Genomic DNA, 26,992 nt, shown 5'->3' on the forward strand with positions numbered 1-26,992 from the left:
TCCGATTGGGAGCGTTCCCATAGTTCGGGATGCGTGGATTGGTGAGTCGCCTGCGGCATTACCGTCCTGTTAAGCGAGAGGGGTCAATATGTTGCGACGTTCTTCGCTCGGGCGGCTCTGCGCGGCCGGCGTGGCCGCCCTGGTCGCCCCGCTCGTGGCGACCGGGGCGACCGGGGCACCCGCAGTGGGGCAGGCCGCGCCGGGGCGGGCCGCCCCGGACCGCGTCGAGGTCGCCGCCGTGCCGCCGCTCGACCAGCTCACGGTCAGCACCACCCAGGTCGCCTCCGGGCTGCAACGACCCACCGCGATCTTCGCCCCCGACGACGGCAGCGGCCGGCTGCTGATCACCGAGAAGCAGGGCACGATCCGGGTCTACCACCCGAACACCGGGCTCGCGGCGCAGCCGCTGCTCGACATCCGGGACCGGGTCGACACCTCCGGCAACGAACGCGGCCTGCTCGGCGTGGTCACCTCGCCGAACTTCGCCCAGACCCGCACCCTGTACGTCACCTACACGGCGCTGCCCCAGGGCACCGTGACGCTGTCCCGGTTCACCCTGGACACGGCCGGCCAGACGCCGATCCCGGCCGCCCGGGAGCAGGTGGTGCTCACCCAGCCGCACGCCGAGTTCTCCAACCACAACGGGGGACAGGTCGCCTTCGGCCCGGACGGCTACCTCTACTGGAGCATCGGGGACGGCGGCGGGGCGGACGACGTACTCAACTCGGGGCAGAACCTCGGCACCCTGCTCGGCAAGATCCTCCGGCTGGACGTCAGCCGCTCCTGCGGCGGCCGGAACTACTGCGTACCCGCCGACAATCCGTTCGTCGGCACCGCCGGGGCACGGACGGAGATCTGGGCGTACGGGCTGCGGAACCCGTGGAAGTTCTCGCACGACCTCCGCGGCGACGGCTCGCTCTGGATCGCCGACGTCGGCCAGGGCACCTTCGAGGAGATCGACCACCTGCCGGGGAACCGGGGCGGGGCCAACCTCGGCTGGTCCTGCCGGGAGGGTCCGCAGGTCTTCAACCCCGACCGGTGCCGGGCCGGCGCCACCTACGTCGAGCCGGTGCACTCGTACCGCACCTCGTTCGACGGCTGCGCCGTGATCGGTGGGTACGTCTACCGGGGTCAGGCGTACGCCGACATCGCCGCCGGGACGTACCTGGCCACCGACTACTGCTCCGGTACGGCGTTCGTGGTTCGGCCACCGGCCAGCCCCGGCGGCGCGTACGCGACCCGGGCGCTGACCGAGCTGACCATCCAGCCGACCAGCCTCGGCCAGGATGCCAACGGCGAGCTGTACCTGGTCAACGATCTTCCCGGCCAGTTGCACCGGATCTCGTTCGGCACCACCGCCCCGCCGGCGGCCTGCACGATCAGCTACCGGGTCGACCAGCAGTGGGGGACCGGCTTCACCGCCACGGTGGTCGTCACCAACACCGGCACCGCACCGATCAACGGCTGGACGGTGGGCTGGACCTTCCCCGCCGCACAGCGCGCCGACACCTTCTGGAACGCCCTCGGCAGCCAGCAGGGCGCGGTGGCGACCGCGCGCAACGCCGACTGGAATCCGAACATCCCAGCCGGGGGCAGCACCGAGTTCGGCTTCCTCGCCTCGAACACCGGCCCGAACCCCGCGCCGTCCAGCTTCACCCTCAACGGCAGACCCTGCCGCTGAGGTGCCGGCAAGGGCCCTTCTCGTACGACGCGACCGCGTCGGGGACAGCCGGCGCGGGTGGAACGTCAGCCGACGCGGTCGCGGTCAGGCACCGATCCGCGCTGTTTGGCGGAGACTCGCCTCGACGAGGTGGGCCACGCCTGCCCGCCGATGCGCGGCGAACGCGGCGCGGGCGTGCCTGACCGCCTGCTCGGGCCGGCCCAGCCGGTACGCGAGTTCGGCGAGCGCGTAGTGGTTCGAGCCCACGAGGCGCCGCCGGAGCCGACGGCGACGAACCGGTCGGCGAGGGGACGAGCGTGTCATAGAGGTGGGCCGGGTCCGGTGCGCCGAGCGCGACCGCCTCGTTCAGCGCGGCCCGGGCGCCCACGACATCGCCGGCGAGCCTTCTGGCTTTACCCAGGTGTACGCGACGGGAGCGCGCCATGCAACATCCGCAACGCGGCGGCGGCCCGCTCCGGTCCCATGACGCGCAGGAGCAGCGTGCTCGGGGCTTCGTACTGGGCCACACCGGACGGTGCCATCCGCGACTTGGACGCGACTTGGAGGACCGGCGTTCGGCATCCGACGAGCGCACCGGCACGAGCCGCCGCGGTCGCGCCGGCCGTCCGCTTGCCGATCGCGGGTGAGACGCAAGGCAGCCCCGTCCGTATCCAAGTGCGGTGCAAGTGGCAGGTAAGTGGCCGCTGCGATGGTGCGGGGCAACCACGGCCCTGCCCGGCACGGGCAGGGCCATCGCCGATCGCAAGGGGACTGATGAACGAGACCACCTATCCGGCCGACGCCCGGCCGTGTCCGCCACCCGCGAGGTGGAGCATGCGGAGGGGAGCGCGGCGTCTGCTCGTGCTCGTCACGGCGGCGGCCGCGTTGATCGGCGGTTTGGGCCTGCCGGCGCGGGCCGACAATCCGGTCGAGTACGACCAGGAGGCACTCCGCGTCAAGCTCTTCGGCGCGCACATGCGCATGTACGACCGGGGCCTGCCCGGCCTCAAGGATCTTGTGCTCAGCGACAACCTGATGTACTGGCGGCAACAGAATCCCACCGCCACCACCGACCAGTTGGTCCGGCACGCCGAACTGGTCCGCCAGCAGCTCGACGAGAAGCTGAAGGGCGTCGACCAGAACGTCGCGAACTACTACGGCTTCCTCAAGGTGCTGGACGCCATGGCCGGCATCCCGGGCGTCAGCGTCGGGACTCCGGCGATCAAGGCGTACCTCGAGTCGAGCAGCGGCGAGTCCTATGCCCGGTGGCAGAACCTCACGGACGCCATGACCAGCAGCCAGGAAACCTTCAGTTGGATGCAGCGGTACTACGGCCTGCAGGACCGCGTCTGGGGGGAACTGGGCCGCCGCGGTCAGTCCGACAGCGCCCTGGCGGCAGCCTGGGACGGCTACTTCGGCAGCCGGCTGAACGTCAGCGTGAATGCCAGCTTCGATCAGCTGGCCGCCGACCCGGGGCTCACCAACTGGCTGAACCTGCACACCATCCTGGAGAACCAGACGAACTCCGCGATCTACCTGCAGGAGGTGCGCGAGGCGTTCCAGCGGGCGCTCGGGCAGGTGGACGGCAAGATCGACCAGCTTATCGCTGAGCTGGGCGCCCTGTCCGACAAGTACCCGGCCGTGGTCGGGGGACCCACGCCGACCGCCGAGGACCAGGCCGCGGCGCAGGCCAAGGCCGCGAACTTCCAGGCGCAGATCGAGGCGGCGGGTGCCGCCGTCAGCATCCTGTCGACGCTGGCCGGCTTCGTCGACCCCAAACTCGGGCGGGACATCGGCCTGGTCGGCAAGGCGGCGATCTCCATCGCCTCGTCCGTCAACAGCTACCTGCCGACAGTGGTGGGGCTCAAGCTGGGCCAGGCGCTCACCTCGGCGAGCACCCTGGTGCTCACCGGCAACATCGTGGGCTCGGTGATGACCCTGCTGCCGATGTTCACCAACGATCGGTCTCCCGATCAGCTCATCATGGAGCAACTCGCGGGGCTGCGCACGGACATCGCCCAGTTGCAGGACCGGATGACCGCCCGGTTCGACCGGATCGAGACGGCCCTGCTTCAGATGTACGGCGACATGCTCGTCCAGTTCGGCCGAGTGTTCGACGAGTTCCAGAAGGTGCGGGACAACCTTGCCGACATCGAGCACCGGCTCTTCCTGCTGGACGACAAGATCGACACTTTCGCCGCCGCGACCCAGGCGGCGCTGACCTCGATCGCGACCCAGGACGTCCGCGGCAACATCAACCGGTACGTCAGCTACAAGGAGAACTACGGGCAGGACATTCCCACCTATCAGGAGTACACCACGCCGGAGAACTCCTTCCACTTCACCGCGACGGGGTTGTCCTTCGACGACACATTCACGCTGCCGTCGAGCGCGTTCGCCTCGGCAGACCCGTCCACGGTGGTCAACAGCTACCAGCCGGCCGGCAGCATCAACTACCTGACCTGGCTCGCTCAACGCTACGACCCGACGTTCCCGCAGTTGTCCGGCAAGGTCGCCAATCCCAGCGTCTGGGCGCTGGGCGCCAGATCCTACGCGACGCTGTCTCTGCAGAACCTCGACTACGCCAAGCGGGTCAGCGCCTCCCGGGCCCAGCAGGTCAGGAACGTCGGCCTGGAGATCAATCGGGCAGCCCAGGCCGTCAGCAAGCCGGCCACCGACGGCGGCACCAACCGGTTGTTCCGTGGCCTGATGGACAACTACCGCGGTGCGGTCAACAACTTCTCAGACGAGTTGGCGAAGATTCGCTCCGTGGAGGTCCAGGACGGCAGGCAGTACGACCTGTTCGGCACCCCCGATCAGGCCCGCCAGGCCGCATGGCCAATCCCGGACGCGCCCACCAAGGGCGAGTGCAACACGCCCAGCGGGCCCACGCCGGTGAAGTCATGGCCGTCGAGCGTACGCAACAACGACCTGGCGCCGGTCTATCTGCTCGCCGCGTATGTGCCCAAGGAGGACGTCGCGCCGACCATCACCTGGAGGTGCACCGCCGAGGTCTCCGTCGCCAACAAGAGCGACGGATTCGGCAAGGTCTACGCGGCCACGGTCACCTTCACGAACTACCTGAACTGGCCGGGTGAGGCACCTCGTCCGATCCGGAGTCGGACCTTCACGTACGGACCGGTGGACGGCATGGTCGGCGGGGTGACGTTCCTGAACGCGTACTGGGACACGATCATGGCGCAGCCGTCCTGGGCCACGACCGACGCCGCCACCCTCAGCAACACCAAGACCCGGGCACAGGCCGTGTTGAACGGCAAGCAGAAGCTCTACTACGACACGGTCGCCGCTCGGCTCACCGGTGCTGGCGCCCTGGCCAGCGCCAACGGCAAGGTGACCGAGGCGGTCAAGCTGTTGCAGGCGTACTCCGATCTCGGCTGGAAGGTCGCCCTGCAGGACGACGACCTCTTCAACGGACTGCTGAACGGCGGCCGGCACCTGCCGGCGGACATCGCCGGGGCCGCGCACTTCACGGAGGCGTACCGCGTCGCCGCGGCCAACTACCAGGCATGCAAGCCGACGACTGTGGGTGGGGCGTGCACCGGCATCCCGAAGCACCCGTTCGACGACCAGCCGCAGTACTCGTACGCATGTCCGCTCGACGGCAATCGGCTGCCCGGCGAACCGTTGGGCAACTGCCTGGTCACCGTGGCCCAGCGACGCACCGACGCCCTCGGGCAGCGGTACGCCCTGCACTCCAGCGAGTTGGCCACGGGCAAGTACGTGGAGAGCCTGCCCGAGGTCGAAGCCCTCATGACCAGCGTCAAGCTGGCCGACCTGGCCGTGCGGGAGGGCTGACGACCGGCGGCTGGCCACCAACGGGGCGTGCGGGTCCTTGCGACCCGCACGCCCCGCGGCGAAAGGGCGGGAGCGGCAGAACGGCGATCCTGGAAGGGTCACTCCCAGACGGTGACCCGGACGGTGAGCTGTCCCTGGGTCGCTCTCGTGACCACCGGCAGCGCGTATCGGCCGGCCGAGGTGACGACGCAGATCCCCCGTCGTTCCAGGAGCCGATCCCCGATCGGGCGGGTGGACGGATCCCCGTACCTCGCGCGGACACAGTCGGCGCGCTGCCACGGCCCGGTGCCCGGCAGCGCCGCCGCGTACGCGGGATCGTTGCGGCTGATCACGGCGTCGTTGTTGGCCTCCGGCCACCACGAGGCGTAGCCGACGTCGCGGGACGGTCCCCAGTCGTCCCTGGTCGGGTTCCAGTCGGCGGCCGTCGAGTCCTGCCCGGTCGGCGGCGGTGACGGTGGCACCGGCTTCGTCGTCCGGGACGGCTTCGGTACGGGCCGGTCGGGCGGAGGCGAACGGCCCGGCCGGGCGGCCGAGGAGGCGGTGTCGAGTCCGCTGTCCGCGGGTCCTAGTCGCGTACGGGGTACTGGTCGTGCCGGGCCCACAGCTCGAGCCAGTCGGCGTCCGTCAGCTCGCGCCCGCTCGTGGCGATCTCGGCCAGCTCGCGAAAGTACGTCTCCCGCGGCGCTCCGGGCGTGAACAGCACCAGCATGGCCGCCGGTTCGTCGGTCTCGTTGCGGTATCCGTGCGCGACGCCCTCGGGCACGTACAGGAAGTCGCCGCCGCGGGCGGTCACCCACCGCTGCCCGTCGTAGAGGGTCACCGTACCGGCCGTGACGTAGAACGACTCGGCGAAGGTCTTGTGGAAGTGGGTGTCGGTGCCGCCGATGCGCGGGGGCATCAGCCACTCGAACAGGCCGAACCTGCCCTGGGTGGCGCTGCCCGGCGCGACGAAGCGGGCGGTGCTGCCCGACCCCAGCGTCACCTGCTCGGTGGCGTCGGCCCGTCGGAGGTCGGCGTGTGCGGGGCGGGGAAAGTCGGTCATTGCTGCCTTCCAGGGTGGTGCCGGCACCGGCCAGGGGCCAGTGGTGCGGCGACGTCGGCGAGGTGTGCCGTGCGGAGTCCGGCCAGGACAGTTCGGATCATGTGGTGGCGGCGGACAGCAGGGCGAGTGCCGCCCGGCGGGCGTGCGCGGCGGTGCCGGCCCGGTCGTGATGAGCGGCGACGACGGTCGCGCCCTCGACCAACATGAGCAGTTGACGCCCGAGTGCGTGCGGATCGGCGGCGCCGGCGCGGCCGGCGATGCCGGTGAGAAGATCGAGATAACGGTCCAGGTGGCGCGTGGTGATGGCGCGGACGGGCGGCACGTGGTGCTGGGCCGCCGCGTTCAGCATCGCGCAGCCCCGGAAGACCGGCTCGTCGTACCACTGCTGGAGGACGTCGAACACCGCGGCGAGCTGATCGCGCGGGTCGTCACCGGCGGTCGCGACCGCCCGAGCCAACCAGGTCGCCACTCGCCGGCTGCGCGCCTCCAGAACCGCCTGGATGAGGCCGTCCTTCGTGCCGAAGTGTCGGTAGAGGGTTTCCTTGGACACGCCGAGCCTGGTGCACAGTTCGGCGACGCCGACACCGTCGAGCCCTCGCTCGTACAGCAGTGGCGTGGCCGCGCTGAGGATTTCGGCGCGGGTGCGTTCCGGGTCGATTGTCGAGCCCTTGGGTACTGGCACGAACTAGATGGTACCGACCGGTTCGTTCTGCTGCTAGTCTCCGAGGCCGAACCGATCGGTTCTATCCACTGGAGGTGTCATGCCAGACGGAAGCGTCGCTCCGCCGGACCCGGCTGAGCCGGCCGGCAGCGTCAGATGTCTCCGGAGGGCTGCCGATGACGCCGGACGTGACTGACATGGCGCCGCGGACGGCGACCTGGCAGGCGGCCCGCCTCGCGCTCGGCACCGCGTCGGCGCTCGGGATCGCGCGCTTCGGCTACGGGCTGCTCCTGCCGGAGATGCGCGCCGATCTGCACTGGAGTCTGGCCGAGGCCGGCGCCGCCAGCACCGCCAACGGGCTGGGGTACCTGGTCGGCGCCATGATGACCGCCGCGGTCGTCCGCCGATGGGGAACAGGCGTCGCGTTCCGCGCCGCGATGGCACTCACGGCCGGCTCGCTGGCCGCCACCGCCGCGAGCGAGAACTTTCTCTTTCTGCTGCTGGCGCGGACGGCTGCGGGGGCGTCGGGAGCCGTGGTGTTCGTCGTCGGCGGCGTGATCGCCTCACGTCTCGCGGCGCGGATCGCCTCGGCCACGCCCATCACCGTGTATTTCGGCGGCACCGGGCTGGGCATCGTCATCAGCGGGGTCAGCGTTCCCCCGCTGGGAGAACGCTGGCGCCTCGCCTGGCTCGGCCTGGCGGCCGTCGCCGCCCTGGCGACGGCGGTGAGCTGGAGCGCGACAGGCAGGGACGACCAGGGGCGGCACCCGGCGCGCGGGCAGGCCCGGATACGCCCCCTCCGCGAGGTCGCGCTGGCCTACCTGCTGTTCGCCGCCGGCTACATCACCTACATCACGTTCCTGTCCGCGTACCTCGTCGACCACCATGCCTCACTCACCCAGGTCATGCTCACCTGGACCGTGCTGGGCCTCGCCGTCGTCATGGCGCCCGCGCTGTGGAGCCGACCCATCATCGAATGGTCGGGCACCCGCCCCCTGACCGCCCTGCTCACCGTCCTGAGCGGTGGCGCGGCGTTGGCCCTCACGTCGTCCGCGCCGCCGGTCGTCCTCGGTTCCGCGCTGGTCTACGGGGCGACCTTCATGGGCGTGCCCGCCGCCGTCACCGCCCTCATCAGGGCCCGCACCCCGCCCGAGGACTGGACCGCCACGCTCGCGGCGTTCACCACGGTGTTCGCCATCGGGCAGACCGCCGGCCCGGTCCTCGCCGGCGTACTCGCCGACCACACCTCGACCAGGGCGACCCTGTCCTGGACCGCGATCCTGTGCGCCGCCGCCGGGGCGGTTTCCGTCGCCGCCGGCCGCAGACGGCTCGACGCACCGATCCGCAGCGGCACAGACGCGTACGAGAGCAGCCCCCGCTAGACCGCCGACGTTGCTATCAGAGGAAGAAGGAAATGGCGAACTTCGTGCTCATCCCCGGTATGTGCCACGGTGGCTGGTGCTTCGAGGAGGTGACCCGGCAACTCCGTGCCGACGGGCACACGGTGTATCCGCTGACCCTGACCGGGCTCAGCGAGCGCAGTCACCTGCTGCACGGTGGCGTGAACCTCGACACGCACATCCAGGACGTGACCGCCGTGCTTGCCGCCGAGGACGTCACCGACGCCGTGCTGGTCGGTCACAGCTACGGCGGAATGGTCATCAGCGGCGTCGCGGACCGCGCACCCGAACGAGTCGACTCGCTCGTCTACCTGGACGCCATGGTCCCGGGGAACGGCGACTCCTGCTGGAATCTGGTCTCCGACCAGGAGCGGCAGTGGTACGTACAGGTCGAGGAGAACGGGTACGCGACGCGGCCGCTGCCGTTCTTCGACGCGCGAGCCACACCCCACCCGATCGCCTCGCTGCTCCAGCCCTTACGGCTGACCGGCGACCTCGCCCACATCCGCCGCAAGGACTACGTGTACGCCGCGGGATGGGACGGGCAGTCGCCCTTCACCCCGGTCTACGAGAGCCTGCGCAGGGCATCCGGCTGGCGGACGCACTCGCTGGCCAGCGGCCACAACATGATGCGCGATGCTCCGGAGCACCTGCTGCGAATCCTCCTCGACGTCGCGGAGAACTCCGAGCAGGACATCGCCGGGCCGTGTGCCGGGTCCGGCATACCGGACCCGGCACAGCAGGGACTCAGCTACAGGCGGAGCCGTTGAGGGTGAACCCGCTGGGCGCGGCGCCGTTGCCGTTATGGGTGGCCTGGAAGCCGATACCCGTTGAACCACCCGGCGGAATGGTGCCATTGAAGTTGACGTTGGTCGCGGTCACCTGGCCGCTGGTCGGCGAGTAGTTGGCGTTCCAGCCAGAGGTGATGGTCTGCCCGGACGCGAGGTTGAACTTCAGCGACCAGCCGTTGATGGTGGACGTGCCGGTGTTGGTGATGGTGATGTTGTCGGTCAGGCCGTTGTTCCACGCGTTGACGTCGTTGGTCACTCGGCAGGGTCCGCCGCCGCCCGGCGGCGGGCTCGACGTCGTCGGGCGCGGCGAGGCCGTGGTCGGGGTCGGCTGGGGGTTGCCGCCGGAGCCCTCGCTCACGGTGATGTTGGAGCTGCCGCTGCTCTGGTAGCCCTCGGTGGCGAGGATCTGGTAGTTGTGGGTGCCGAGGTTCAGGCCAAGGCTGGCCCACGCGTTGAAGTGGTTGGCGGTGGTGATGGTGCCGCCGGTCCGCTTCTGCTGCCGGACACTCCAGTACTGGTAGAACGTCGCGGTGCCGATGATGGAGGGCTGGTTGACGCGCTGGGTGCGGTAGATGTCGTACGTGCTGCCGTCGGTGGTGACCGAGCCCAGCCGGGTGGCGCCCGTGCTCGGGTTGTAGCTGCCGAAGTTCTCGACGACGTAGTACTCGATGAGCGGGTTGGTCGTCCATCCGTACAGCGCCAGGTAGCCGTTGCCGTTCGGGCTGAAGGTGCCCGAGTAGTTCACGGTGTGGCTCGAGCCGGGGTTCCAGCCCTTGCCGACGACCATGTTGTTCATGTTGCTCCACTGGACGCTGTACTGGCCGCCGGCGCCCATGGTCATGGTGACGTTGCCGTTGTCCTTCCAGTACGAGTAGAAGAACCCGTTGTGGGTGCCGGTTGAGTTCGAGGTGAGGGTCCGGTCGGCCTCGGCGTGCGCGACGCCGGCCAACGTAAACGAGGCTGCGGCCAGCACGACGGCGCAGGCGCTGCCGATGAGCAGCCTGATGCGGTCGCGCCCGCGGCGCTTCGGGTGGGTGGGGGTGTCATTCATGTGCGCCTCCTCTTGTGGGATCGGCCCGGAGGCCGGGACTGCGTGACGCGACTCGACGGTGGTGTGGGGCGCCAACGCGTGACCACCACCGTCGGGTTCGTACCACGCCGCGGATTACCGGATCGTGGTTCCGTCGATGAGCGGAGGACCAGGTCGCGGCCGTGGCCTGGGGTCGGCAGTCGTTGAAGTTCATCAATGCTGGCAGTATTGGACCGCCTCGGAATGTTGTCAACAACTTCCGGAAGGCTTTCGAAAAGCCCATTCTCGGCGCTGGCGTCCCGAAAGATGCCTGGCCTGGATGTTCGGCCTGTAAGTCTAGCGGGGATCAGGGTGTCCATCGACGGGTTGCTGGCCGGATCGCTGATAAATGCGCCGATGTTGCCGAAAGTTTCGGACTCGGATCGCGCGATTCGATTCCGATGGTCGCTGGGAGAGGGCAGCCGGGTGATCGCCATGAGGACACTCGCGGATGCGCCCGGGTGCGACGACCGTCGGGCCGTCGCTCCGGACCATGGCGTGGCGCGAGTGCCCGGACGAGGCGGCTCGGCGGTCGATCCGTGGATCCGTCGGCATCCGGGGCGCGAGGCATCCCTCAGCGAGTGGCCGTGGCCGGCTTCTTCGCCGGCCCTACGAACTGGACGCTCGCGGGTGGACCGCAGGCGAACTGCGCCCTCTGCTGCCACGGGCCGCCCTGAAGGGCAATGGAACAGGTCGTCTGCCGGACCGGTGGTCGGCGGCAGCCGCCGCCCGAGCCGGCGGCGGTCGGGTTCACCACGTTCGGCGCGGTGCGCGTCGGCCGGCACACCTTTGAGGGCGGCTGCGCGCCGAGGCCGGCGTCATGGGCGTGGTGCGTGCCGCACGGGCCGGGCGGGGGCTCGTCTGATCCACGTGCGATCGGTGGCGGTGATCGCGGGGCAAGCGCGGTCAGCCGACCAGCCCTCCCAGCAGAGCCACGGCGACGACAGCCAGGACCGCAAACACGGCCGCGCCCGCCACGCACCCGGCAATCGCCAGCCCGCGACCACGTTGCCCGGCCGTCTTGATCTGCTTCAGGGCCACTCCGCCCAGGGCAACCGCGCATCCGCCGACCAGCAGCATGGGGATCAGAGCTCTGATTGGCAGCTCCGACAGCCCAGCAAGACCCGAGCTGACGTACAGCATCGATCCCAGGCCCATGCAACAGGCCGTCATCGCCAGAACGTTGTACCCTCGCTGATTCTCGGAGAGCTGACCGGTCATGGCACGCCCCACCCTTCTTCCTTTGCCGCTCGGATGCTCCCCGTACGACGCCACAAGGCCGTCCGTCAGCGGATTGCGAACGGAAGCACCAGGATGGATCATGCGGGCGGGCAAGGGAAGGCGACCGAGGACACGGCCAGAGCCCGGTGCTTGGCGGAGCCGGCAGCGTAGAGCATCGACGTGGGCCGTGACCACACTTTCGGGACGAAGAGGTCGCGTCGAAGCGAGGCCGCTAACCGCTGTGCAAGGCGGACCCACTGACCAGCCACAGCAGGGGAGACGCGACCGCGCCGACCACCATGCCGATCCCCAGTGGGGCATGGCGCGAACCCAGTGGTGCGAGGGTGAGCCCAACGGCCACGACAATGAAGACGGGCACCGCGCTGGCGTAGATGAGATACCTGGACCACAGGTCCAGATCGTCGCCGCGCCGGGGCAACATCCCGACGATCACGATCCACAGCGTGTGGAGTCCGTCGCCTGCGGCGGCCCCACCGTCGGAGGCTCTAACGAAAAACGTTATCGTTTGCAGGATCTGTCGGGACCGGTCCGACGAGTGAAGGAGACCTGCTGTGGCCGTACCGAAGCGAAAGACGTCGAGATCGAACACCCGGCACCGGCGGGCGCGGTGGAAGGCCCAGGTGCCGCAGCTCACCCCGTGCCCCTGTCCCCGCAAGGAACTGGTGGTGCCGCATCGTGCCTGCGCGCACTGCGGCCTCTACAAGGGGCGTCAGGTGGTGGAGGAGCCGTGACCGGGCGCCTGCCGGTGACCGTGCTCTCCGGCTTCCTCGGGGCTGGCAAGACCAGCCTGCTCAACCATGTCCTGGCCAATCGGGACGGGCTGCGGGTCGCGGTGATCGTCAACGACATGAGCGAGGTCAACATCGACGCCTCCCTCGTCCGTGACGGCGGGTCGCTGTCGCGGACCGAGGAACGGCTGGTGGAGTTGACCAACGGCTGTATCTGCTGCACCCTGCGCCACGACCTGCTCGACGAGGTGGTCCGACTCGCGCGGCTGGGCCGGTTCGACTACCTGCTGATCGAGTCCAGCGGCATCTCCGAACCGATGCCGGTGGCCGCCACGTTCGCCTTCGGGGTGGAGGACGGGCAGGTGCTCGACGACCTCGCTCGACTGGACACCACCGTCACCGTGGTGGACGCCGCCGGGCTGCTGGCCCGCATCGAGGCGGGCGAGACCCTCGAACAGCGCGGGCTGGCCGCGTACGAGGGAGACGACCGCAGCATCGCCGACCTGCTGGTCGACCAGATCGAGTTCGCTGACGTGCTGGTGGTCAACAAGACCGACCTGGTGGCCCCGGACGACCTGGCGGTGCTGGAGGCGCTGCTGACCCGGCTCAACCCGGCCGCCCGGCAGGTCCGGGCGACGCACGGCCGAGTGCCGCCGGCGGAGATCCTGGACACGGGCCGGTTCGACCTCGACCGCGCCGAGACCGCGCCCGGCTGGGTGGCCGAGCTCAACGGCGAGCACGTGCCGGAGACCGAGGAGTACGGCATCTCCAGCATCGTGTTCCGCGATCACCGGCCGTTCCACCCTCAGCGGCTCTGGGACCTGCTGGCCGGCGGCCTGGACGCCTTCGGGGTGGTGCGTTCCAAGGGGTTCCTGTGGCTGGCCAGCCGCCCGGACGTGCAGGCCCTGTGGTCCCAGGCCGGGCCGTCGGGACGCTGCGACCCGGTCGGTGTGCCGGTCGCGGTGTCCGGGGAATGGCCGGACGATCCTGACGAGCGGGCCGAGTTGGAGTCCCGCTGGCATCCCGTCTTCGGCGACCGGCAGCAGGAGCTGGTCCTCATCGGCGTGGGTCTGGACGCCGACGGCCTGCGGGCCGCACTGGCCGACTGCCTGCTGTCCGACAGGGAGATCTCCGCCGGGGAGGACACCTGGCGGGCCCTGCCCGACCCGTTCCCCGAATGGGGCCTCGGCGACCTCCACGACCACGACCAGCCGGAACCGGTCCTGCGCTGACGATGCCGATCCGGACGACGTCGTGCGGTGGTGGCGCGGCCGGGAAGCCGTGACGCGCCACCACCAGCCCGGCCGCGAGGATCTTCTCGCCGGCCGGGCTCGCCGCGGCGCGGACGCGCGGGTGTGCTTTCCGGCGGGCCTCGACATCGGAGGCGGCCCGGGACGGCAACGAAGTCGGCCGTGTCGGCCTGCCCACGGCCTACCGGCGGCGCGTGCCCGGCCTCCGCGGCGGTGGCGCGGTCACGGCGCGGTGAGGGAGATCGTGCGGAACCCGGTGCGCAGGCGGTGCGCCGCCAGCGACGTGAGCAGGACGGCGGCGGCGGTCAGCGAGATGCTGCCACCGGCGGCGACATCCCACAGCCGGGAGAACCACAGTCCCGCCGCGGCGCTGCCGGCACCGAGTGTGGCAGCGAGAACGGTCATGGGGACGAGACGGTCGGTCCAGGCGCGGGCGGCCGCGGCGGGGGCGACGATCAGCGCCAGGGCGAGGATGGTGCCCACGGCGGGCACGATCGCGACGACGACGAGGTCGACCAGCAGCAGGAGTGCGAGGTCGAGCAGCCGGACGCGGTACCCGGCGGCGCGGGCGCCGGCGGGATCGAAACCGACGTACAGCAGGTGCCGGCCGCCGACGGTGAGCGCGGCGGCGGTGATCACCAGCAGGGCGCCGTTCACGACCAGGTTCTCGGTGGTGACGGTGAGGATCGAGCCGACGAGAAAGGCGGACAGGTCCCGGCTGAAACCGTTCTGTGTGGCGACCAGCGCGACGCCGAGCGCGAACCCGGCGGAGAGGATGACGCCGGTGGCGGCGGTGGCCTCCTGGCCACGGGTACGCGCCAGCGCGGCGACGGCGGCGGCGGTCAGCAGCCCGGCGACCACGCCGCCGAGGTAGATGTTGACGCCGAGGATGGAGGCGGCGACCACGCCGGGGAAGGTGGCGTGGGCCATGGTCATGGTGAAGAACGACAGTCGGCGTAGCACGACGTGCACGCCGACCAGTCCGGTGAGCACCCCTACGGTGATGGCTTCGACCAGGGCGCGGCCGAAGGTGTCGTGCAGCAGCCAGCTCATCGGGCCACCGTCGGGGCGGGTGGGTGCGGCCGGCGGCGGAGGTGGCCGGCGAGTAGGGCGAGCAGGTAGCAGGCCACGAGGGTGAGCACCACCGCGGCGGCGGAGGTGAGCCGGATGCCGTATCGGACGGAGGCGGTCCAGCTGGCCAGCAGGCCCAGGTACGCGGCGACGCCGGTGACGGCGGTGGCGATCACGGCCATGGCGGTGAGTCGTTCGGTCAGCAGGCGCGCGGTGGCGGCGGGCACGATGAGCAGGGCGATCACCAGGATGGTGCCGACGGCCTGCGCGGCGGCGACGACGACCAGCGCGATGGCGGTGTTGAGCCCGAGGTCGAGCAGGGTGAGGCGGTATCCGGCGGTGGCGGCGGCGATGGGGTCGAAGGCCCGCAGGATCAGCGGCCGGGCGGTGACGGCGAGGCCGGTGAGCACGATCGCGGCCAGCACGGCGGTCTGGGCGAGCTGGGCGGGGGTGACGGTGAGCAGCCGGCCGAACAGGAACGCGGTCAGGTCGCTGGTGTAGGAGTGTTGACGGGAGACGAGCACCACGCCGAGCGAGAACATGGCGGTCAGCAGCATGGCCACGGTGGTGTCGTCGCTGAGCCGCCCCCAGCGGGTGAGCGCGGTGAGCGTGACCGCGGTCAGGAGCGCGGCGACGAGCGCGCCGCCGGCGATGCCGGTCCAGCCGGCGACGAGGAATCCGATGACCACGCCGGGGAAGACGGTGTGGGTCAGCGCGTCGGCGACGAAGGCCAGCCGGCGCAGGAAGACCAGCACGCTGACCGGCCCGCACACCACGGCGAGCAGGAGCAGTTCGGCGAGGGCGCGGCCCATGAACGGCACGCTGAACGGCGCGACGAGATCACTCATGGCGTCACCGTCCGGGCCGCGCGGCGTGCAGGTCGGCGGCCTGGCTGCCGTAGCCGTAGGTGCCGGGAAGCTCGGCGAGGATCTGTTCGGTGGGGCCGGTGACGGCGCGGCCGCCGTGGACGAGGCAGGCGGTGTCGGCGAGGTCTCGGGCCAGGCGCAGGTCGTGGGTGCTGAGCAGAACGGCGGTGCCGGCGGCGGCGAGGTCGCGCAGTTGCGCCACGATGACGTCCTGGCTGGTGGCGTCGAGACCGTTGAAGGGTTCGTCCATGAGCATCAGCCGGGCCTGTGCGGCGATGGCGCGGGCGAGCAGGACCCGTTGGCGTTGGCCTCCGGACAGTTGCCCGAAGCTGGTGCGGGCGCGGTCGGCCAGCCCGACCCGGGCCAGGGCGTCGGTGGCGATGGCGCGGTCGGTCGCGCGGATCTGCCGTAGCCAGCGGCCGGGCCGGTAGCGGCCCATGAGCACGACGTCGGCGGCGGTGACGGGGAAGTCCGCGTCGAGGGTGTCGACCTGCGGCACGTAGGCGGCCGTGCCGCGCGCCTGCCGCGCCGGCCGTCCGGCGACGGTGATCGTGCCGGCGAGGATGTCGGCGAGCCCGACGACGGCCTTGATGAGGGTGGACTTGCCGGCGCCGTTGGCGCCGACGAGGGCGACGATCCGGCCGGGCGCCAGGGTGAGGTCCACGTCGGTGAGGACGGCGCGGCGCCGGTAGCCGACGCCGGCCCCGTCGAGGCGGAGGACGGCGTCGGCTACCGGCGCGCGGGCGGGCTCAGCCACCGAGGGCTGCCACGATGGTGGCGGTGTTGTGTTCCTCGGCACCGAGATAGGTGCCCTGGGGGGTGCCTTCGGGGCCGAGGCTGTCGCCGTAGAGGGCGTCCTCGCCGCCGACCACCCTCACGCCCGCCTGCCGGGCGATCGCCTCGGCGGCCTTGGGCGGCAGCGAGCTCTCACTGAAGATCGCCTTGGTGCCGGTGGCCCTGATCTTCGCCACCAGGTCGTTGATCTGGGTGGCGGACAGCTCGGCGCTGGTGTCCAGGCTGGGGATCACCGAGCCGATGAACTGGAGTTGGTAGCGGTCGATGTAGTAGCCGAACGCGTCGTGGTTGGTGACCAGTTTGCGATCGTCGGCCGGCAGGGCGGCGAACTTGCGCTCGTTCTCCGCGTCGAGCTTGTCGAGCTTCGCCGCGTACGTCTGGAAGTTGGCGCGGTACGCGTCGGCGTGGCCGGGGTCGGCGGTGACGAGGGCCTTCTCGATGTTCGCTGCCATGATCTTGGCGTTGCGGGGGTTGTGCCAGATGTGCGGGTCGCCGTTCTTCGTCTCCTCGTCGCCGGGGTCGCCCATGCGCAGGGTCACGCCCTGGGAGGTGTCGACGACGGTGCCCTTGAAGCCGGCCGAGGAGATGGTGTCGTCGAGCCATTCCTCCAGTCCGACGCCGTTCTTGACGACGAGCTTGGCGGCCCCGATGGCCTGGATGTCGGCGGGGGTGGGCTCGTAGTCGTGGGGGTCGACGTTCGGCTTGATGATCTGGGTGACGCTGACGGCGTCGCCGCCGACGTTGCGCGTGAAGTCGGCGACCTCGGGCGTCGTGGCGACCACGCTGATCGTGCCGCTCTTCGTCGCGGTCGCGGTGTCGGTGTCGGAACCGCAGCCGGCGGTGGCGCCGATCGTCGCCATCGCCAGGACGGTGCCGAGCATACGGATGGATAGGGTCACAACCGCTCCTTGCTCATCGGATGAGCGAAACGGTAGTCATTTGCAATAAGCGCGTCTAGCTGTCGGGTGCGCATATCAGCACCCGTGCAACCCTCAGGCGCGGTCGGTCAGCCGGCCGATCTGCCGACACAACCTCGGCAGATGAGCGCGGAGAGGACCACGGACGCCGCCGGTATCAGGGCGGCGAGGTTGTGCCAAGCGGTGTAGGCGGCGGCGGTGGCGAACGCGGCGGCGGGATACGCGACGACGACGAGGCCCCGCGCTGTCTGCCCGTCCGGGCGTCCGCCGCCGCCTCGGCGGCGCAGCAGTTCGCCGATGCCCATGCTGAGCCCGGTCCAGGTGCCCGTGATGTAGGTGGTGGCGACGCCGGGTAGGCGCAGCCGGGCGGCGATGACGCTCTGCATCCCCATGGCGGTGGCGGCGAGGGCGACGAGCCCGTACCGCGGCGCACCGGTCGGACGGCCGGTCAGCAGGTTCCACCACACCGCCGCGGCCAGCAGCAGACCCACCTCGACCAGAAGCGCCGCACGGATGTGGTGCGGCCTCGGCTTGTCCGGTACGGCGGCGCCGAGGGCCACCGCGGCCAGGACGTACGCGCCCAGCGCGGTCGCGGATCGACTGAGGGCGGGCCAGTCACCGGTGGCGGCGCCGAGGCCGAGCAGGACGGTGTTGCCGGTCATGTTCGCGGGGAAGACCTGGCCGAGGCCGAGGAAGCTCAGCGCGTCGGTGCCGGCCGCGGTGACGGTGAGCGTGCTGATGAGAAGCCCCTCCCGGCCCCGGCCTTCCCTCATGCCCGGTCGTCGTCGGCGCGGTCGCGCGGTCGGCGCGTACGCCGCTCCGGTCTTCTCATGATCCGCGGTGTCCCCGCCGGCGGGTGACGGCGGCGGCCGCTGCGATGGCGAGCAGCGCCGCCGTGGCGACGTCCGCGCCGGCGTGCCGGGCCGGGACGTCGACGCCCTGCTCCGCCGGTCTGCCTCCTGGATCCTGCGGGCCGCCGCGGACAGTCAAGCCGCAGCACCCGGGCTCGGTGCCGAGGCGCGGGCTGGGGCGGTGGGTCCGCGCCATGCTCGATCCCCTTCCGGGCATGCTGCGACCGATCCGGCGAGCGGTCATCCCGGTCTAGCCCGTCGCGCCGGGCTGCCGTAAGTGCGTGCCGTCGGTAGCGGCCGGCGGCACTCACCGGACCGGGCGGGGCCCCCGGAGCCGAGGTCGGCATGCCGGCGGTGCTGGTCGGGCCGGTGCGCGCCGAAGCCGGCGAGGCCCGGCCGGCGGTGCCGAGAGCGGGGTTCAGCCGTGACAGCGCGGTGTCTCGTACCCGGCCGGTCCGGGCGGGATGAGCGAGAGCCGTAACGGCGGAGCCTGCCAGGCGACCGCCGCGGCCCGCAGTAGCCGGTACAGCCACGCGCCCGTCGTCCGCGGCCTCTCACCATGGAGGAACGCGACGAGTTCCCGCTGCACCCGGCTACGGTCGAAGTCGTCCCCGTGCACGGCGACCACCAGAACGAAGGGCACGCCCAACGGATTGCCCGGTCGATCGGCGAGGGCATCGCTCAGCGTTACGAACGCCATCATGCGTACCCCCGGGACCGGACAGAACATCTGATCGCGGTAGCGCTGCGGGTTGCCCAGGAGTGAGTGGATGAGCGGTTCGTCGGTGCTGATCGGCAGGCCGCTGGACCACCTGGCCACCGCCAGGATCGCCCGTAGCTGCGCGCCCGCGGCCAGTCCCCAGCCGTGACCGGCGCCGGACGGCGGGAAGGTGGCCGCGGCGGCGTTGGGTACTGGGCTGAGCAGGATGACCGCGACCACAGCCGGGTGCGGACGAGTTGCCAGGTAGGTGCGGGCGACGAGGGTTCCCTCACTCTCCGCGAGCAGGGCCACCGGCTTGCCGGTGCGGGTGTGCAACTCGGCGACCTGGGCGTCGAGCAGTCTCGCGCTCACTTCCAGCGACTGCTGGGTCTGCCGTGCCCGATACGGCAGCGGACGCCCGCTGGGGTCTAGGCCGGCGTAGGAGAACATTTCGAACGGGATGCTGTCGGCGGTCTGCGGAGTGCCGCCCGTTGGCGTTCCGTCGCCGACCGAGTCGTAGCCGCCCACGAAGATGAGTGCCTGCGGCGGTCTGCCGCCGGGGCCGGCGGCCAGCGGGGGTGGCGGCTGCTCGGCCTCCTGGACAGCGGCCCTGGACAGGAAGCCGGCGGGGGCGATGCCGAGCAGCAGCCCGACGGCGACCAGCGGGGCCACCGGGACCCGGACCAGCCGGATGCGGGCCGCCAGCACCGCCGCGAGCAGACGCCGCCAGAGCCAGCCGTTCACGGCGCCGGCGCCGGCGGCCAGCACGATGGGCAACGGGCCCGGCGCGGCGGACAGGAGCACGGAGGCAACGGTCAGGACCAGGAAGGACACCACGGCCCAGAGCGCGGCTGCCGGCGGCGGCAGCCCCCGCCACCAGTCCGGCACCAGGCCGGCCCGCTGCACGACGAGGACGAGTACGAACACCACACCGACGTCGGCGACGAAGAGCCAGGAGAGCGAGGTCGCGCTGAGTGCCACCGAGAGCGCGGCCCAGGGCAGCAGGAAAACGGTCAGGGCGGCGGTGCCGGTGACGCCGGTGAGCAGTGCCCGGCCCACCGCGGGTCGCCGTGCCGCCTCTGACGGCCAGGCGACCAGCACGACGGCGGCGATCCACACCCCGCGTGCCACCACCGTGGCGATCAGTTCCGCCGCGAACCGCGGCCACGAGTCGTGATAGACGGAGACCCATCGCAGGTCGTGAAAGATCGCGAAGGGAGTCGGCGCGCTCGCCTGGGGAGCCAGCCCCACCGCGGACCGGAGGCCGAAGCGGGTCGCCAGCACCGCCTCCAGCACCGGCGGAAGCGTTGTCAGGGCCAGGAGTGCCGGCAGGCGTACGGATGCCGATCGCAGCACGACCACCGCGCCGACCTCCTGCTCGCCAGGCGTGCCGCCACCCGGCGACCGGGCCGCTCAGGTGCGGATGGAACATAATATTATCGGCCGTCTCCGCCCATCTCCGGTACTTTGGGGCGTACGGGACTCCGGGTGAGCGGATGACGGGCGGGGGAGGGGTCGTGGTGTCCATGCCCGCCGTCGTCATGGTGAGCGGCGCGGCACAGCTGACGATCGGCGTACCACTGGCTCTCGCCGCCGCCGCGGCGTTCGGGGCGTCGTCGGTGCTGCAGTTCCGTGCCTCCAGGCAGGTGCCGCAGGAGCGGGCCGGCCGGCCGCGGCTGCTGGTGCACCTGCTCGGCGTGGCCAGCTGGCGCTGGTCGGTGGTGCTCGCGGCGGTGGCGTTCGCCTGCCAGGTCGCGGCGTTGAGCCGGACGCCACTGATCCTGGTGCAACCACTGCTGGTGAGCGGGCTGATCTGGTACATCCTGTTGTTCGCCGCGAGCCGGCACGTTCGGCCCGACCGGCCGCTGCTGGTGCAGGCGGCGTTGTGCCTGCTCGGGCTCAGCGCCTTCCTGCTGATCGCCCGGCCGGCCCCCGGCCACGGCCGGGGACTCGACTCGTTCTGGCCCGCGGTGTTGCTCCTTGCCGCCGTGGCGACCACCGTCGGGCTCTGCCTGCTGGCGGCGTTGCGACTGGATCAACGGTGGCGTCCGCTGCCGTTGGCCCTCGCGGCCGGCATCTGTTACGGCGTGACCGCCGGACTGATCAGCAGCTTGACCCACCTCCACGAGGCCCCGCTGGCCGTGTTCGGACAATGGCAGACCTACGCCCTCATGGTGCTCGGTCCGTTCGGCGTGCTGTTGAGCCAGAACGCCTACCAGGCCGGCCCGGTAGGGGCACCCGCCCTGGCCACCATCACCGTCACCGACCCGTTGGTGGCCATCGCGGTCGGGCTGCTCTGGTTGAACGAGCGGATCGAGAGCGGCGCCTGGTCGTTCCTGGGTGAGGTGCTCGCCCTGGCGGTCGTGGCCGGCGCGGTCTACCTCCTCGCCCGGCGGGCACCCCACGCCGGCGCCCGGTACGGGGGAAAGGGCCTGCCAGAAGCCGCCGGCCGGTAGCGAACGCCACGAGCACGTCGGTAGACCGTCGCGCCAGGCAGCGTGCACGTCGCGTATCCGGGCGCGGATTCCAGATCCACCGGCCGGCGGGGCGGGGCGGGGCGGGGCGGCCGGCATACTCGTGCCGTGACGTTGCTCTGCGAACCGTACCTGCTCGACCCGCAGCCCGACGGCATCCACGTGCTGTGGCACACCGAGCAGGTCGGCCGGTGCCAGGTCGTGCTGGTCGGCGTGGACGTGCCACGGTTGACCGAGCAGCAGGCGTACGCCGCCGCGACCGGCCCCGCCGAATCGGGTGACGGGTGGCGGCGGTTCGCCGCCGAGACCCGGCCCCTGTCGCGGATGCGCGAGGACGCCGAATCGTCGGTGCCGGGCCGGACGTACGCCGGGGTGACCCCGCGCCGGGTGTACCGGCACCTGGCCAGGGTCGGCGGACTGCCGGCCGGGCGCACGCCGTACCGGGTCGTGTCGGTCGACGACGGCGGGCACGCCACCGTCACGGCCACCTACAGCCTGGCCCCGGCGGTGTCGCCAGGCCGGCCGGTCCGACTGCTGTTGACCAGCGACCACCAGCTCATGCCGATGGTTCCCGCGAACCTGGCCACGGTCGGCGAGACGGCGGGCACCGCCCTCGACGGCGTGCTGATGGCCGGTGACATGGTCAACGTGCCGGACCGGGCCAGCGACTGGTTCGACAGCACCCGCCGGCCGGCGTTCTTCGCCAGCTTCGCCGGCCGAGCGGCCGGCCGCTGGCCGGGCGCGTCGATCCTGCCGAACACCCCGCTCTATCCGGCCATCGGCAACCACGAGGTCATGGGGCGCTGGTCGGCGACCGGGTCGCTGGAGGAGCAGTTCAACGACCCCCAGCCCGGCGACTGGGACGTCACCACCTACGCGGAGCTCTTTCCGGTGCCGCGCAGCGACGCGGGCGGCCCGCGCTGGTGGTCGCGGACGATCGGCGACGTCCACCTGATCAGCCTCTTCGCCACGGCCGTCTGGCGTTCACCGAAGCTGACCGGGCGGGGCAAGTTCCAGGAGGCCGCCGAGGACGTCGACCATCCGCGCCGGTGGGGGAACGGCCAGTTCATCTTCGAACCGGTCGCCCGCGGCTCGGCGCAGTACCGCTGGCTGGTGAACGAGCTGGCCTCGCCCGCGGCACGGGCCGCCCGGTACCGGGTGGTGATGTTCCACCACCCGAGCCACGGGCTCGGTCACCACTCCGCACCGCCGTTCACCGACCCGGTGCCGACCGTACGGCCGGGTGGGATCTCCTACCACTATCCGCTCGCCGACGACCACATCCTGCGCGACGTCGAGCCGCTGCTCGACGAGGCACGGGTCCACCTGGTCCTCAACGGACACTCACACCTGTGGAACCGCTTCCGCAACGCCGCCGGGGTGCACTGGCTGGAGACCTCCAACGTCGGCAACAGCTACGGCGCCTACGACGTCACGTCCGGTCGGTCGCGAGGGCTGCCGGACGGGTACGTCCAGCACGGCGACCCGGGTGGGTTGGCCCCCATCGTCCCCACCGTCGCGCCCCTGGCCGGCCCCGACGGCACCGCCCTGCCGTACGTGGCCAGCAACGAGATCACCGTCTTCACGTTGCTGGACACCGCCGACGGGCTGGTCCGCTCGTATCGCTTCGACACCGTCGAACCGAACGCCACGGCGGTGCTCTTCGACGAGTTCCCTCTCGACGGGGCGTAGCCGTCGGCCGTGCCCGCCCGGTTTGGTCATCCGGTCGAATTGCGGCATCAAGCCCCTAAGGTGGGGAATAATTCCAGCCGGAGCGGGAAGGCCCCGGCATGGCCATTCCGGGCGGTCGTGGCAGGGAGCCGGGCCACTTCGCCGGACGCTTCGGCCAGGCGAGGGTGCAGTCGGCCGTACGGCGTTTTCTGGCCACCCGGCAGCTGACCGCCATCGCGCTGCTCTCCGCCCAGGGCGGGCTCGCCACCGCCGCCGCGTGGATCGTCGCCTCTGACTTCCTCGGCCAGGACGCGCCGGTCTTCGCTCCGGTGGCCGCTCTCGCCACGATCGCCTCGGCCACCGGGCAACGCGCCAGGCAGACGGTGGAGTTGCTCATCGGCGTGGGGTTGGGCATCACGGTGGCCGACGCCCTGCTCTATCTCGTGGGCAGCGGGGCGTGGCAGATCGCCTTGGTCGTCTCGGCCTCCATCGCGCTCGGCCTGTTGGTCGCCGGGCGCAGTGGCGCTCTGGTCAGTCAGGCCGGCGCCACCGCCACCCTGTTCGCCACGCTCGCCGGGAACCAGCGCAGTCTCGAGCTACCCCGGATCATCGACGCCGCCGTGGGTGCGTCGATCGGCTTCCTCGCCGTGGCGCTGTTGCGGCCTGTCGACCCGTTACGGGCCGTCGACCGGGCCGCCAAGCCGTTCTTCACCGACCTGGCCGCCGCCATTCACACCACCGCCCGGGCCCTCGCCACCGGCGATCGGAACCTGGCAGTACGGGCTCTGGACAGCCTCGACAAGATCGACATGGATACCGTGCGACTCAACGAAGCGCTGCAAGCCGCCGAGGAAACCGTCAGCATCGCCCCGTGGTGGCGCCACCGGCGCCGCCGTTACCAGCAGTATCGGGCGGCCGTCGACCAACTCGGCGCCTTCACCACCGACATCCGGGTCATGGCCCGCCGCGTTGCCACCCTGCTCGAATACCAGGAACCCGTCCCGCCCCCACTGCACCAGGCCATCGACACCCTCGGCGACGCCCTGGCCCATCTCCACCGGGACTGCACCACCGCCCGAGCATCGGGACGCACGCGCCAGGCGGTTCTTGACGCCGCGCGCCTGGCCGGACATGCCAGCAGACACCAGACCTGCACCTTCGGCGAGACCGTCATGCTGCAGATCCGCAGCGCCGCCAGCGACCTGCTGCGCGCCACCGACGTCACCCCCCAGGAGGCCAACCATCTGGTCCGCGACGCGGCCACCAAGCCCGACGACGCCCGATAACCGGGCCGAGACCCTGGCGCGGCGAGACGCGGCAGGCTTCTCCCCGCCGATTTGACAGTGTCGCCAACGAGCCGACCGGGACGACAACGCCGCGCTCGCCAGCGTGCGCAGCGTCCGACGCCGCGCCAAGGTCCTGAGCGAGGTGAGGTCGGCCGGCTCCGCCACCACGGGTCTGAGATTCCGTCAGCACAGCATCGTGGGCACCGGCGGTCGCGGTACGTTGCACAGTCATGGCCACGATCGCGGACGTCCGTCACGAACTCGCCAGCCTCGCGGACCCCCGCCGGGCGGAGGGAGTGAGCCGGTTCCTGCAGATGACGCCAGGCGGGTACGGCGAGGGCGACCGGGCCATCGGCGTTCCCGTGCCGGACCAGCGCAGGGTTGCCGGCCGGTACTGGCGCGACCTCTCCCTGGCCGAAACGACGACCCTGCTGACGAGCGGCGTGCACGAGGAGCGACTGACGTCGCTGTTCATCCTGGTGCGAAAGTTCGTCAAGGGGGACGAGGCGGAACGGGGCGGGATCTTCGACCTCGTCCTGGCCCACACCGGCCGCATCAACAACTGGGACCTGGTGGACTCGTCCGCGCCGTACATCGTCGGCCCCTGGCTGATCGACAAGGACCGGGGCGTACTGGATCGGTTGGCCGGTTCGAGCCTGGTGTGGGATCGACGGATCGCCGTCATGGCGACGTTCGCCTTCATCAAGGCCGGTGACTTCCACTGGACCTTCCGGCTCAGCGAACGGCTCCTGCGCGACCCGCACGACCTTGTCCACAAGGCGGTGGGCTGGATGCTGCGCGAGGTGGGCAACCGGGACAGAGGGGCGGAGGAGGCGTTCCTGGCCCGCCACTACCGGGTCATGCCCCGGGTGATGCTGCGGTACGCGATCGAGAAGTTCGAACCGCGGCGACGTGGGGAGTACCTGTCCGGCGCGGTCTAGATGGTCGATCCTCGCCGGACGGCGGGCGTCGCGTCGGCGGGCCGCAGGCCGTTGACGAACGCGCTGAACGTGGCCCGCTGCTCCTCGGTCATCGGGTCCTTCGGGATCGTGATCGCCTGGGTCTTGCCGAACATGACGTACCAGACCTCGGGGGTCTCGATGACGCGGCCGAGGCCGCTCCACCGGAACCGCGACTCGGCGAGCGGGTAGGTCAGGGTGAGCCACTCGTCGTCCAGCGTCATGTGGAGCCCGTCCCGGATGACGTCGGACTGCACACGCATCGACTGGGCCACCGTGATCGGTGGGATCGCGACCACGAACAGCAGGCCGAGGACCAGGGCGGCGTAGGCCAGCGACATCGACGGCTTCAGCGCCACCAGGGCGAGGCCGAGGACGAACAGCACGCCGCCCAGGACGCGGATGGTCCGCAGTTGCGGACGGAGCACGAACCGGAGGGTACGCCGTAGCTGCTTCTCGTCGTAGGGGACCGACATGGAGATCTGCATCGCCGCATCCTAGGCCCAAGATCCAACGGGCAGGTGCCGCCGGGTGAGGGACGGTCGGCGCGGTCCCCGACAGCGCTGCGTGGGAGTTCACCGTGCCGGCGGTCGAGCACTCCGGTTCCCGGCCGGGAACCGGAGTGCTCGACTCGACCGTGGCGTCGGCTCGATCAGGGACGAAGAGGCTCGGGACTCACTCGCAGAACACCTGCACCTTCGCGTCGGGCTGGTCGACGTCGACGGTCATCTCGTCAAGATGCTCGATCAGTTCCTCGATGTGCTGCGGCTTCAACTGGGTCAGGTCGATCGGCACACCCGACTTCGTCAACTCCTCGTTGGCCTGGCTGAGCGCCTGCGGTGGGATCAGGCTGGCCAGCCGTACCCCGGCCCGCAGCAGTTGCAGCGGTACCCGAACGTTGACCCTGCCGGGTCCGTCGCCGCCGAAGTTCTCCGGCGAGTCGACCACGACCCGTAGGTACCTTCGCCGAGGCTTCTGCCCCGGCTCGGTGTCCGAGGACGAGGAAGTCGGCTGGTCCCGCTCCAGGGCGGCGATCAACCGCTCGGCCTCGTCCGCGGTGATCTTTCCATCGGCCAGCATCTGCAGGATCTGCCTGCGCTGCTCACTCATGATCGCTCCATTCCTACCTGATGTCGACCAGTACGGCCGTGCGGTTCTGCTCGATCTCGATCCGGGTGCCGCGCAGCGCGCACAGCAACCGCCAGCTGGCGTACAGCGCTCGGATCGGGTTGATCCGCCAGAGCAGGCAGGCGATCGCCGCCGACGCCAGCACGAGCAACAGCACCGGTGACAGGAGCAGCAGCACCGGGAGGACCGGGATCCACAGCCGTACCCGCCGACCTCGTTCGTTGCGGACTCGTACGCTCACCACCTGCGGCATCACTTCGGCGCCTCCAACTCTCGCAACGCCTCCTGTGCGCTGATCTCGCCCCGCTGCAGTCGGTCGATGACGTCGGCCCGCGATGGAGCCGGATCGGTGTCGACGAAGTCGAGCCCCTGGGCGATCCGGTTGAGCCGGGACTTGATCGTCGGATAGCTCACCCCGAAGATCCGCTCCATCTCCTTGATCGAGCCATGGCAGCGGACGAACGCGGTGACGAACACCTGGTCCTCGATGCTCAGTTGGGCAAGTTGCGGAGGTTCGAAATCACCCTCGATGGCCACGCCCCGCGCGGTCAGACGCACCCGCTCGACCACAAACGGCTGGCCGCCCGTCAGATTGGTCAGCTCCTGCCAGTCCAT

27 protein-coding genes are annotated in these 26,992 nt (G+C 70.8%); 10 read left to right on the forward strand and 17 right to left on the reverse strand.

Translation table 11 applies throughout. From position 1 onward, the window contains the following. Positions 1 to 88 precede the first annotated feature (88 nt). A complete protein-coding gene (locus tag GA0070621_RS09245) occupies positions 89 to 1,681 on the forward strand; it encodes a PQQ-dependent sugar dehydrogenase (protein ID WP_157739909.1) in 1,593 nt (530 codons plus the stop codon). A gap of 84 nt (positions 1,682 to 1,765) precedes the next feature. Here the strand turns inward: GA0070621_RS09245 and GA0070621_RS29475 are convergent, their stop codons facing one another. Then, entirely contained in the window at positions 1,766 to 1,927 is a 162-nt protein-coding gene (locus GA0070621_RS29475; RefSeq protein ID WP_157739910.1) for a hypothetical protein, read from the reverse strand. Between the two features lie 567 nt (positions 1,928 to 2,494). Here GA0070621_RS29475 and GA0070621_RS09250 point away from each other — a divergent pair. Beyond that, positions 2,495 to 5,476 (forward strand): hypothetical protein, encoded by a 2,982-nt coding sequence (locus GA0070621_RS09250; RefSeq protein ID WP_157739911.1) that lies wholly within the window; start codon positions 2,495 to 2,497, stop codon positions 5,474 to 5,476. 98 nt (positions 5,477 to 5,574) lie between these two features. On the opposite strand, the gene GA0070621_RS09255 is transcribed toward GA0070621_RS09250, so the two are convergent. The 3 genes from GA0070621_RS09255 to GA0070621_RS09265 all read right to left on the reverse strand — a co-directional run bounded on the left by GA0070621_RS09255 (position 5,575) and on the right by GA0070621_RS09265 (position 7,200). Further along, positions 5,575 to 5,937: a hypothetical protein gene (locus tag GA0070621_RS09255; RefSeq protein WP_091193383.1), complete on the reverse strand. Its 363-nt coding sequence runs from the start codon at positions 5,935 to 5,937 to the stop codon at positions 5,575 to 5,577. 104 nt (positions 5,938 to 6,041) lie between these two features. Further along, entirely contained in the window at positions 6,042 to 6,518 is a 477-nt protein-coding gene (locus GA0070621_RS09260) for a cupin domain-containing protein (RefSeq protein WP_091193386.1), read from the reverse strand. A gap of 97 nt (positions 6,519 to 6,615) precedes the next feature. Continuing rightward, on the reverse strand, positions 6,616 to 7,200 hold the full coding sequence (locus tag GA0070621_RS09265) for a TetR/AcrR family transcriptional regulator (RefSeq protein WP_091193387.1): 585 nt from the start codon (positions 7,198 to 7,200) through the stop codon (positions 6,616 to 6,618). A 176-nt stretch (positions 7,201 to 7,376) separates the two neighbouring features. On the opposite strand from GA0070621_RS09265, the gene GA0070621_RS09270 reads away from it, so the two are divergent. Together GA0070621_RS09270 and GA0070621_RS09275 are read left to right on the forward strand one after the other, a co-directional pair. Continuing rightward, positions 7,377 to 8,561, forward strand: coding sequence for a YbfB/YjiJ family MFS transporter (locus tag GA0070621_RS09270; RefSeq protein WP_167666737.1), 1,185 nt, complete (start codon positions 7,377 to 7,379; stop codon positions 8,559 to 8,561). Positions 8,562 to 8,593: 32 nt separating this feature from the next. Then, positions 8,594 to 9,349, forward strand: a complete 756-nt coding sequence (locus GA0070621_RS09275) for an alpha/beta fold hydrolase (RefSeq protein WP_091193390.1) — start codon at positions 8,594 to 8,596, stop codon at positions 9,347 to 9,349. Here the strand turns inward: GA0070621_RS09275 and GA0070621_RS09280 are convergent. The 3 genes from GA0070621_RS09280 to GA0070621_RS09290 all read right to left on the reverse strand — a co-directional run bounded on the left by GA0070621_RS09280 (position 9,327) and on the right by GA0070621_RS09290 (position 12,114). Further along, positions 9,327 to 10,421: a glycoside hydrolase family 11 protein gene (locus GA0070621_RS09280; protein ID WP_091193392.1), complete on the reverse strand. Its 1,095-nt coding sequence runs from the start codon at positions 10,419 to 10,421 to the stop codon at positions 9,327 to 9,329. The genes GA0070621_RS09275 and GA0070621_RS09280 overlap by 23 nt on opposite strands. Positions 10,422 to 11,345: 924 nt before the next feature. Continuing rightward, positions 11,346 to 11,660, reverse strand: coding sequence for a DUF4190 domain-containing protein (locus GA0070621_RS09285; RefSeq protein WP_091193395.1), 315 nt, complete (start codon positions 11,658 to 11,660; stop codon positions 11,346 to 11,348). 232 nt (positions 11,661 to 11,892) lie between these two features. Next, positions 11,893 to 12,114: a hypothetical protein gene (locus GA0070621_RS09290; protein WP_091193397.1), complete on the reverse strand. Its 222-nt coding sequence runs from the start codon at positions 12,112 to 12,114 to the stop codon at positions 11,893 to 11,895. A 118-nt stretch (positions 12,115 to 12,232) separates the two neighbouring features. Here GA0070621_RS09290 and rpmF point away from each other — a divergent pair, with 118 nt between their 5' ends. Then, positions 12,233 to 12,412 (forward strand): 50S ribosomal protein L32, encoded by a 180-nt coding sequence (gene rpmF / locus GA0070621_RS09295; RefSeq protein ID WP_091193400.1) that lies wholly within the window; start codon positions 12,233 to 12,235, stop codon positions 12,410 to 12,412. Beyond that, a complete protein-coding gene (locus GA0070621_RS09300; protein ID WP_091193402.1) occupies positions 12,409 to 13,641 on the forward strand; it encodes a GTP-binding protein in 1,233 nt (410 codons plus the stop codon). The genes rpmF and GA0070621_RS09300 overlap by 4 nt, the downstream gene beginning before the upstream one ends. Positions 13,642 to 13,881: 240 nt before the next feature. On the opposite strand, the gene GA0070621_RS09305 is transcribed toward GA0070621_RS09300, so the two are convergent. The 6 genes from GA0070621_RS09305 to GA0070621_RS09330 all read right to left on the reverse strand — a co-directional run bounded on the left by GA0070621_RS09305 (position 13,882) and on the right by GA0070621_RS09330 (position 20,221). Beyond that, positions 13,882 to 14,712 (reverse strand): metal ABC transporter permease, encoded by an 831-nt coding sequence (locus GA0070621_RS09305; RefSeq protein WP_091193404.1) that lies wholly within the window; start codon positions 14,710 to 14,712, stop codon positions 13,882 to 13,884. Continuing rightward, positions 14,709 to 15,578: a metal ABC transporter permease gene (locus GA0070621_RS09310; protein WP_091193407.1), complete on the reverse strand. Its 870-nt coding sequence runs from the start codon at positions 15,576 to 15,578 to the stop codon at positions 14,709 to 14,711. Before GA0070621_RS09310 ends, GA0070621_RS09305 begins: the two co-directional genes overlap by 4 nt. Before the next feature lie 4 nt (positions 15,579 to 15,582). Beyond that, positions 15,583 to 16,353 (reverse strand): metal ABC transporter ATP-binding protein, encoded by a 771-nt coding sequence (locus GA0070621_RS09315; protein ID WP_091193410.1) that lies wholly within the window; start codon positions 16,351 to 16,353, stop codon positions 15,583 to 15,585. Next, positions 16,346 to 17,290, reverse strand: coding sequence for a metal ABC transporter substrate-binding protein (locus tag GA0070621_RS09320; protein ID WP_167666738.1), 945 nt, complete (start codon positions 17,288 to 17,290; stop codon positions 16,346 to 16,348). Before GA0070621_RS09320 ends, GA0070621_RS09315 begins: the two co-directional genes overlap by 8 nt. A 107-nt stretch (positions 17,291 to 17,397) precedes the next feature. Next, positions 17,398 to 18,081: a YoaK family protein gene (locus GA0070621_RS09325; RefSeq protein ID WP_091193415.1), complete on the reverse strand. Its 684-nt coding sequence runs from the start codon at positions 18,079 to 18,081 to the stop codon at positions 17,398 to 17,400. Between the two features lie 496 nt (positions 18,082 to 18,577). Then, positions 18,578 to 20,221, reverse strand: a complete 1,644-nt coding sequence (locus GA0070621_RS09330; protein ID WP_091193418.1) for an esterase/lipase family protein — start codon at positions 20,219 to 20,221, stop codon at positions 18,578 to 18,580. A 164-nt stretch (positions 20,222 to 20,385) separates the two neighbouring features. Here GA0070621_RS09330 and GA0070621_RS09335 point away from each other — a divergent pair, with 164 nt between their 5' ends. From GA0070621_RS09335 to GA0070621_RS09350, 4 genes are all read left to right on the forward strand, one after another. After that, positions 20,386 to 21,315 (forward strand): DMT family transporter, encoded by a 930-nt coding sequence (locus tag GA0070621_RS09335; protein ID WP_231921035.1) that lies wholly within the window; start codon positions 20,386 to 20,388, stop codon positions 21,313 to 21,315. A 126-nt stretch (positions 21,316 to 21,441) separates the two neighbouring features. Next, entirely contained in the window at positions 21,442 to 23,025 is a 1,584-nt protein-coding gene (locus GA0070621_RS09340; RefSeq protein WP_091193425.1) for a metallophosphoesterase family protein, read from the forward strand. Positions 23,026 to 23,123: 98 nt separating this feature from the next. Beyond that, complete coding sequence (locus GA0070621_RS09345; protein ID WP_091193427.1) at positions 23,124 to 24,290, forward strand: FUSC family protein; 1,167 nt, start codon at positions 23,124 to 23,126, stop codon at positions 24,288 to 24,290. A gap of 230 nt (positions 24,291 to 24,520) precedes the next feature. Beyond that, complete coding sequence (locus GA0070621_RS09350; RefSeq protein WP_091193430.1) at positions 24,521 to 25,231, forward strand: DNA alkylation repair protein; 711 nt, start codon at positions 24,521 to 24,523, stop codon at positions 25,229 to 25,231. Here the strand turns inward: GA0070621_RS09350 and GA0070621_RS09355 are convergent. The 4 genes from GA0070621_RS09355 to GA0070621_RS09370 form a co-directional block, all read right to left on the reverse strand. After that, a complete protein-coding gene (locus tag GA0070621_RS09355; RefSeq protein ID WP_091193434.1) occupies positions 25,228 to 25,737 on the reverse strand; it encodes a YcxB family protein in 510 nt (169 codons plus the stop codon). The two genes, GA0070621_RS09350 and GA0070621_RS09355, sit on opposite strands and share 4 nt — an antisense overlap. Positions 25,738 to 25,924: 187 nt before the next feature. Next, positions 25,925 to 26,359: an SHOCT-like domain-containing protein gene (locus GA0070621_RS09360; RefSeq protein WP_091193437.1), complete on the reverse strand. Its 435-nt coding sequence runs from the start codon at positions 26,357 to 26,359 to the stop codon at positions 25,925 to 25,927. Positions 26,360 to 26,372: 13 nt separating this feature from the next. Continuing rightward, positions 26,373 to 26,630 carry a hypothetical protein gene (locus tag GA0070621_RS09365; protein ID WP_091193441.1) on the reverse strand — a complete coding sequence of 86 codons (258 nt, stop codon included), beginning with the start codon at positions 26,628 to 26,630 and terminating at the stop codon, positions 26,373 to 26,375. Continuing rightward, complete coding sequence (locus tag GA0070621_RS09370) at positions 26,630 to 26,992, reverse strand: DUF2089 domain-containing protein (protein WP_091193444.1); 363 nt, start codon at positions 26,990 to 26,992, stop codon at positions 26,630 to 26,632. The genes GA0070621_RS09365 and GA0070621_RS09370 overlap by 1 nt, the downstream gene beginning before the upstream one ends.

This window comes from Micromonospora narathiwatensis (assembly GCF_900089605.1).
GTDB lineage: Bacteria > Actinomycetota > Actinomycetes > Mycobacteriales > Micromonosporaceae > Micromonospora > Micromonospora narathiwatensis.

Coding starts and splice junctions, on each gene's coding strand:
- GA0070621_RS09280 (WP_091193392.1), bottom strand. CDS start 10,421: ATGAATGACACCCCCACCCACCCGAAGCGCCGCGGGCGCGACCGCATC.
- GA0070621_RS09285 (WP_091193395.1), bottom strand. CDS start 11,660: ATGACCGGTCAGCTCTCCGAGAATCAGCGAGGGTACAACGTTCTGGCG.
- GA0070621_RS09275 (WP_091193390.1), top strand. CDS start 8,594: ATGGCGAACTTCGTGCTCATCCCCGGTATGTGCCACGGTGGCTGGTGC.
- GA0070621_RS09335 (WP_231921035.1), top strand. CDS start 20,386: ATGCCCGCCGTCGTCATGGTGAGCGGCGCGGCACAGCTGACGATCGGC.
- GA0070621_RS09325 (WP_091193415.1), bottom strand. CDS start 18,081: ATGAGGGAAGGCCGGGGCCGGGAGGGGCTTCTCATCAGCACGCTCACC.
- GA0070621_RS09310 (WP_091193407.1), bottom strand. CDS start 15,578: ATGAGTGATCTCGTCGCGCCGTTCAGCGTGCCGTTCATGGGCCGCGCC.
- GA0070621_RS09370 (WP_091193444.1), bottom strand. CDS start 26,992: ATGGACTGGCAGGAGCTGACCAATCTGACGGGCGGCCAGCCGTTTGTG.
- GA0070621_RS09350 (WP_091193430.1), top strand. CDS start 24,521: ATGGCCACGATCGCGGACGTCCGTCACGAACTCGCCAGCCTCGCGGAC.
- GA0070621_RS09245 (WP_157739909.1), top strand. CDS start 89: ATGTTGCGACGTTCTTCGCTCGGGCGGCTCTGCGCGGCCGGCGTGGCC.
- GA0070621_RS09270 (WP_167666737.1), top strand. CDS start 7,377: ATGGCGCCGCGGACGGCGACCTGGCAGGCGGCCCGCCTCGCGCTCGGC.
- GA0070621_RS09365 (WP_091193441.1), bottom strand. CDS start 26,630: ATGCCGCAGGTGGTGAGCGTACGAGTCCGCAACGAACGAGGTCGGCGG.
- GA0070621_RS09345 (WP_091193427.1), top strand. CDS start 23,124: ATGGCCATTCCGGGCGGTCGTGGCAGGGAGCCGGGCCACTTCGCCGGA.
- GA0070621_RS09355 (WP_091193434.1), bottom strand. CDS start 25,737: ATGCAGATCTCCATGTCGGTCCCCTACGACGAGAAGCAGCTACGGCGT.
- GA0070621_RS09360 (WP_091193437.1), bottom strand. CDS start 26,359: ATGAGTGAGCAGCGCAGGCAGATCCTGCAGATGCTGGCCGATGGAAAG.
- GA0070621_RS09305 (WP_091193404.1), bottom strand. CDS start 14,712: ATGAGCTGGCTGCTGCACGACACCTTCGGCCGCGCCCTGGTCGAAGCC.
- GA0070621_RS09250 (WP_157739911.1), top strand. CDS start 2,495: ATGCGGAGGGGAGCGCGGCGTCTGCTCGTGCTCGTCACGGCGGCGGCC.
- GA0070621_RS09260 (WP_091193386.1), bottom strand. CDS start 6,518: ATGACCGACTTTCCCCGCCCCGCACACGCCGACCTCCGACGGGCCGAC.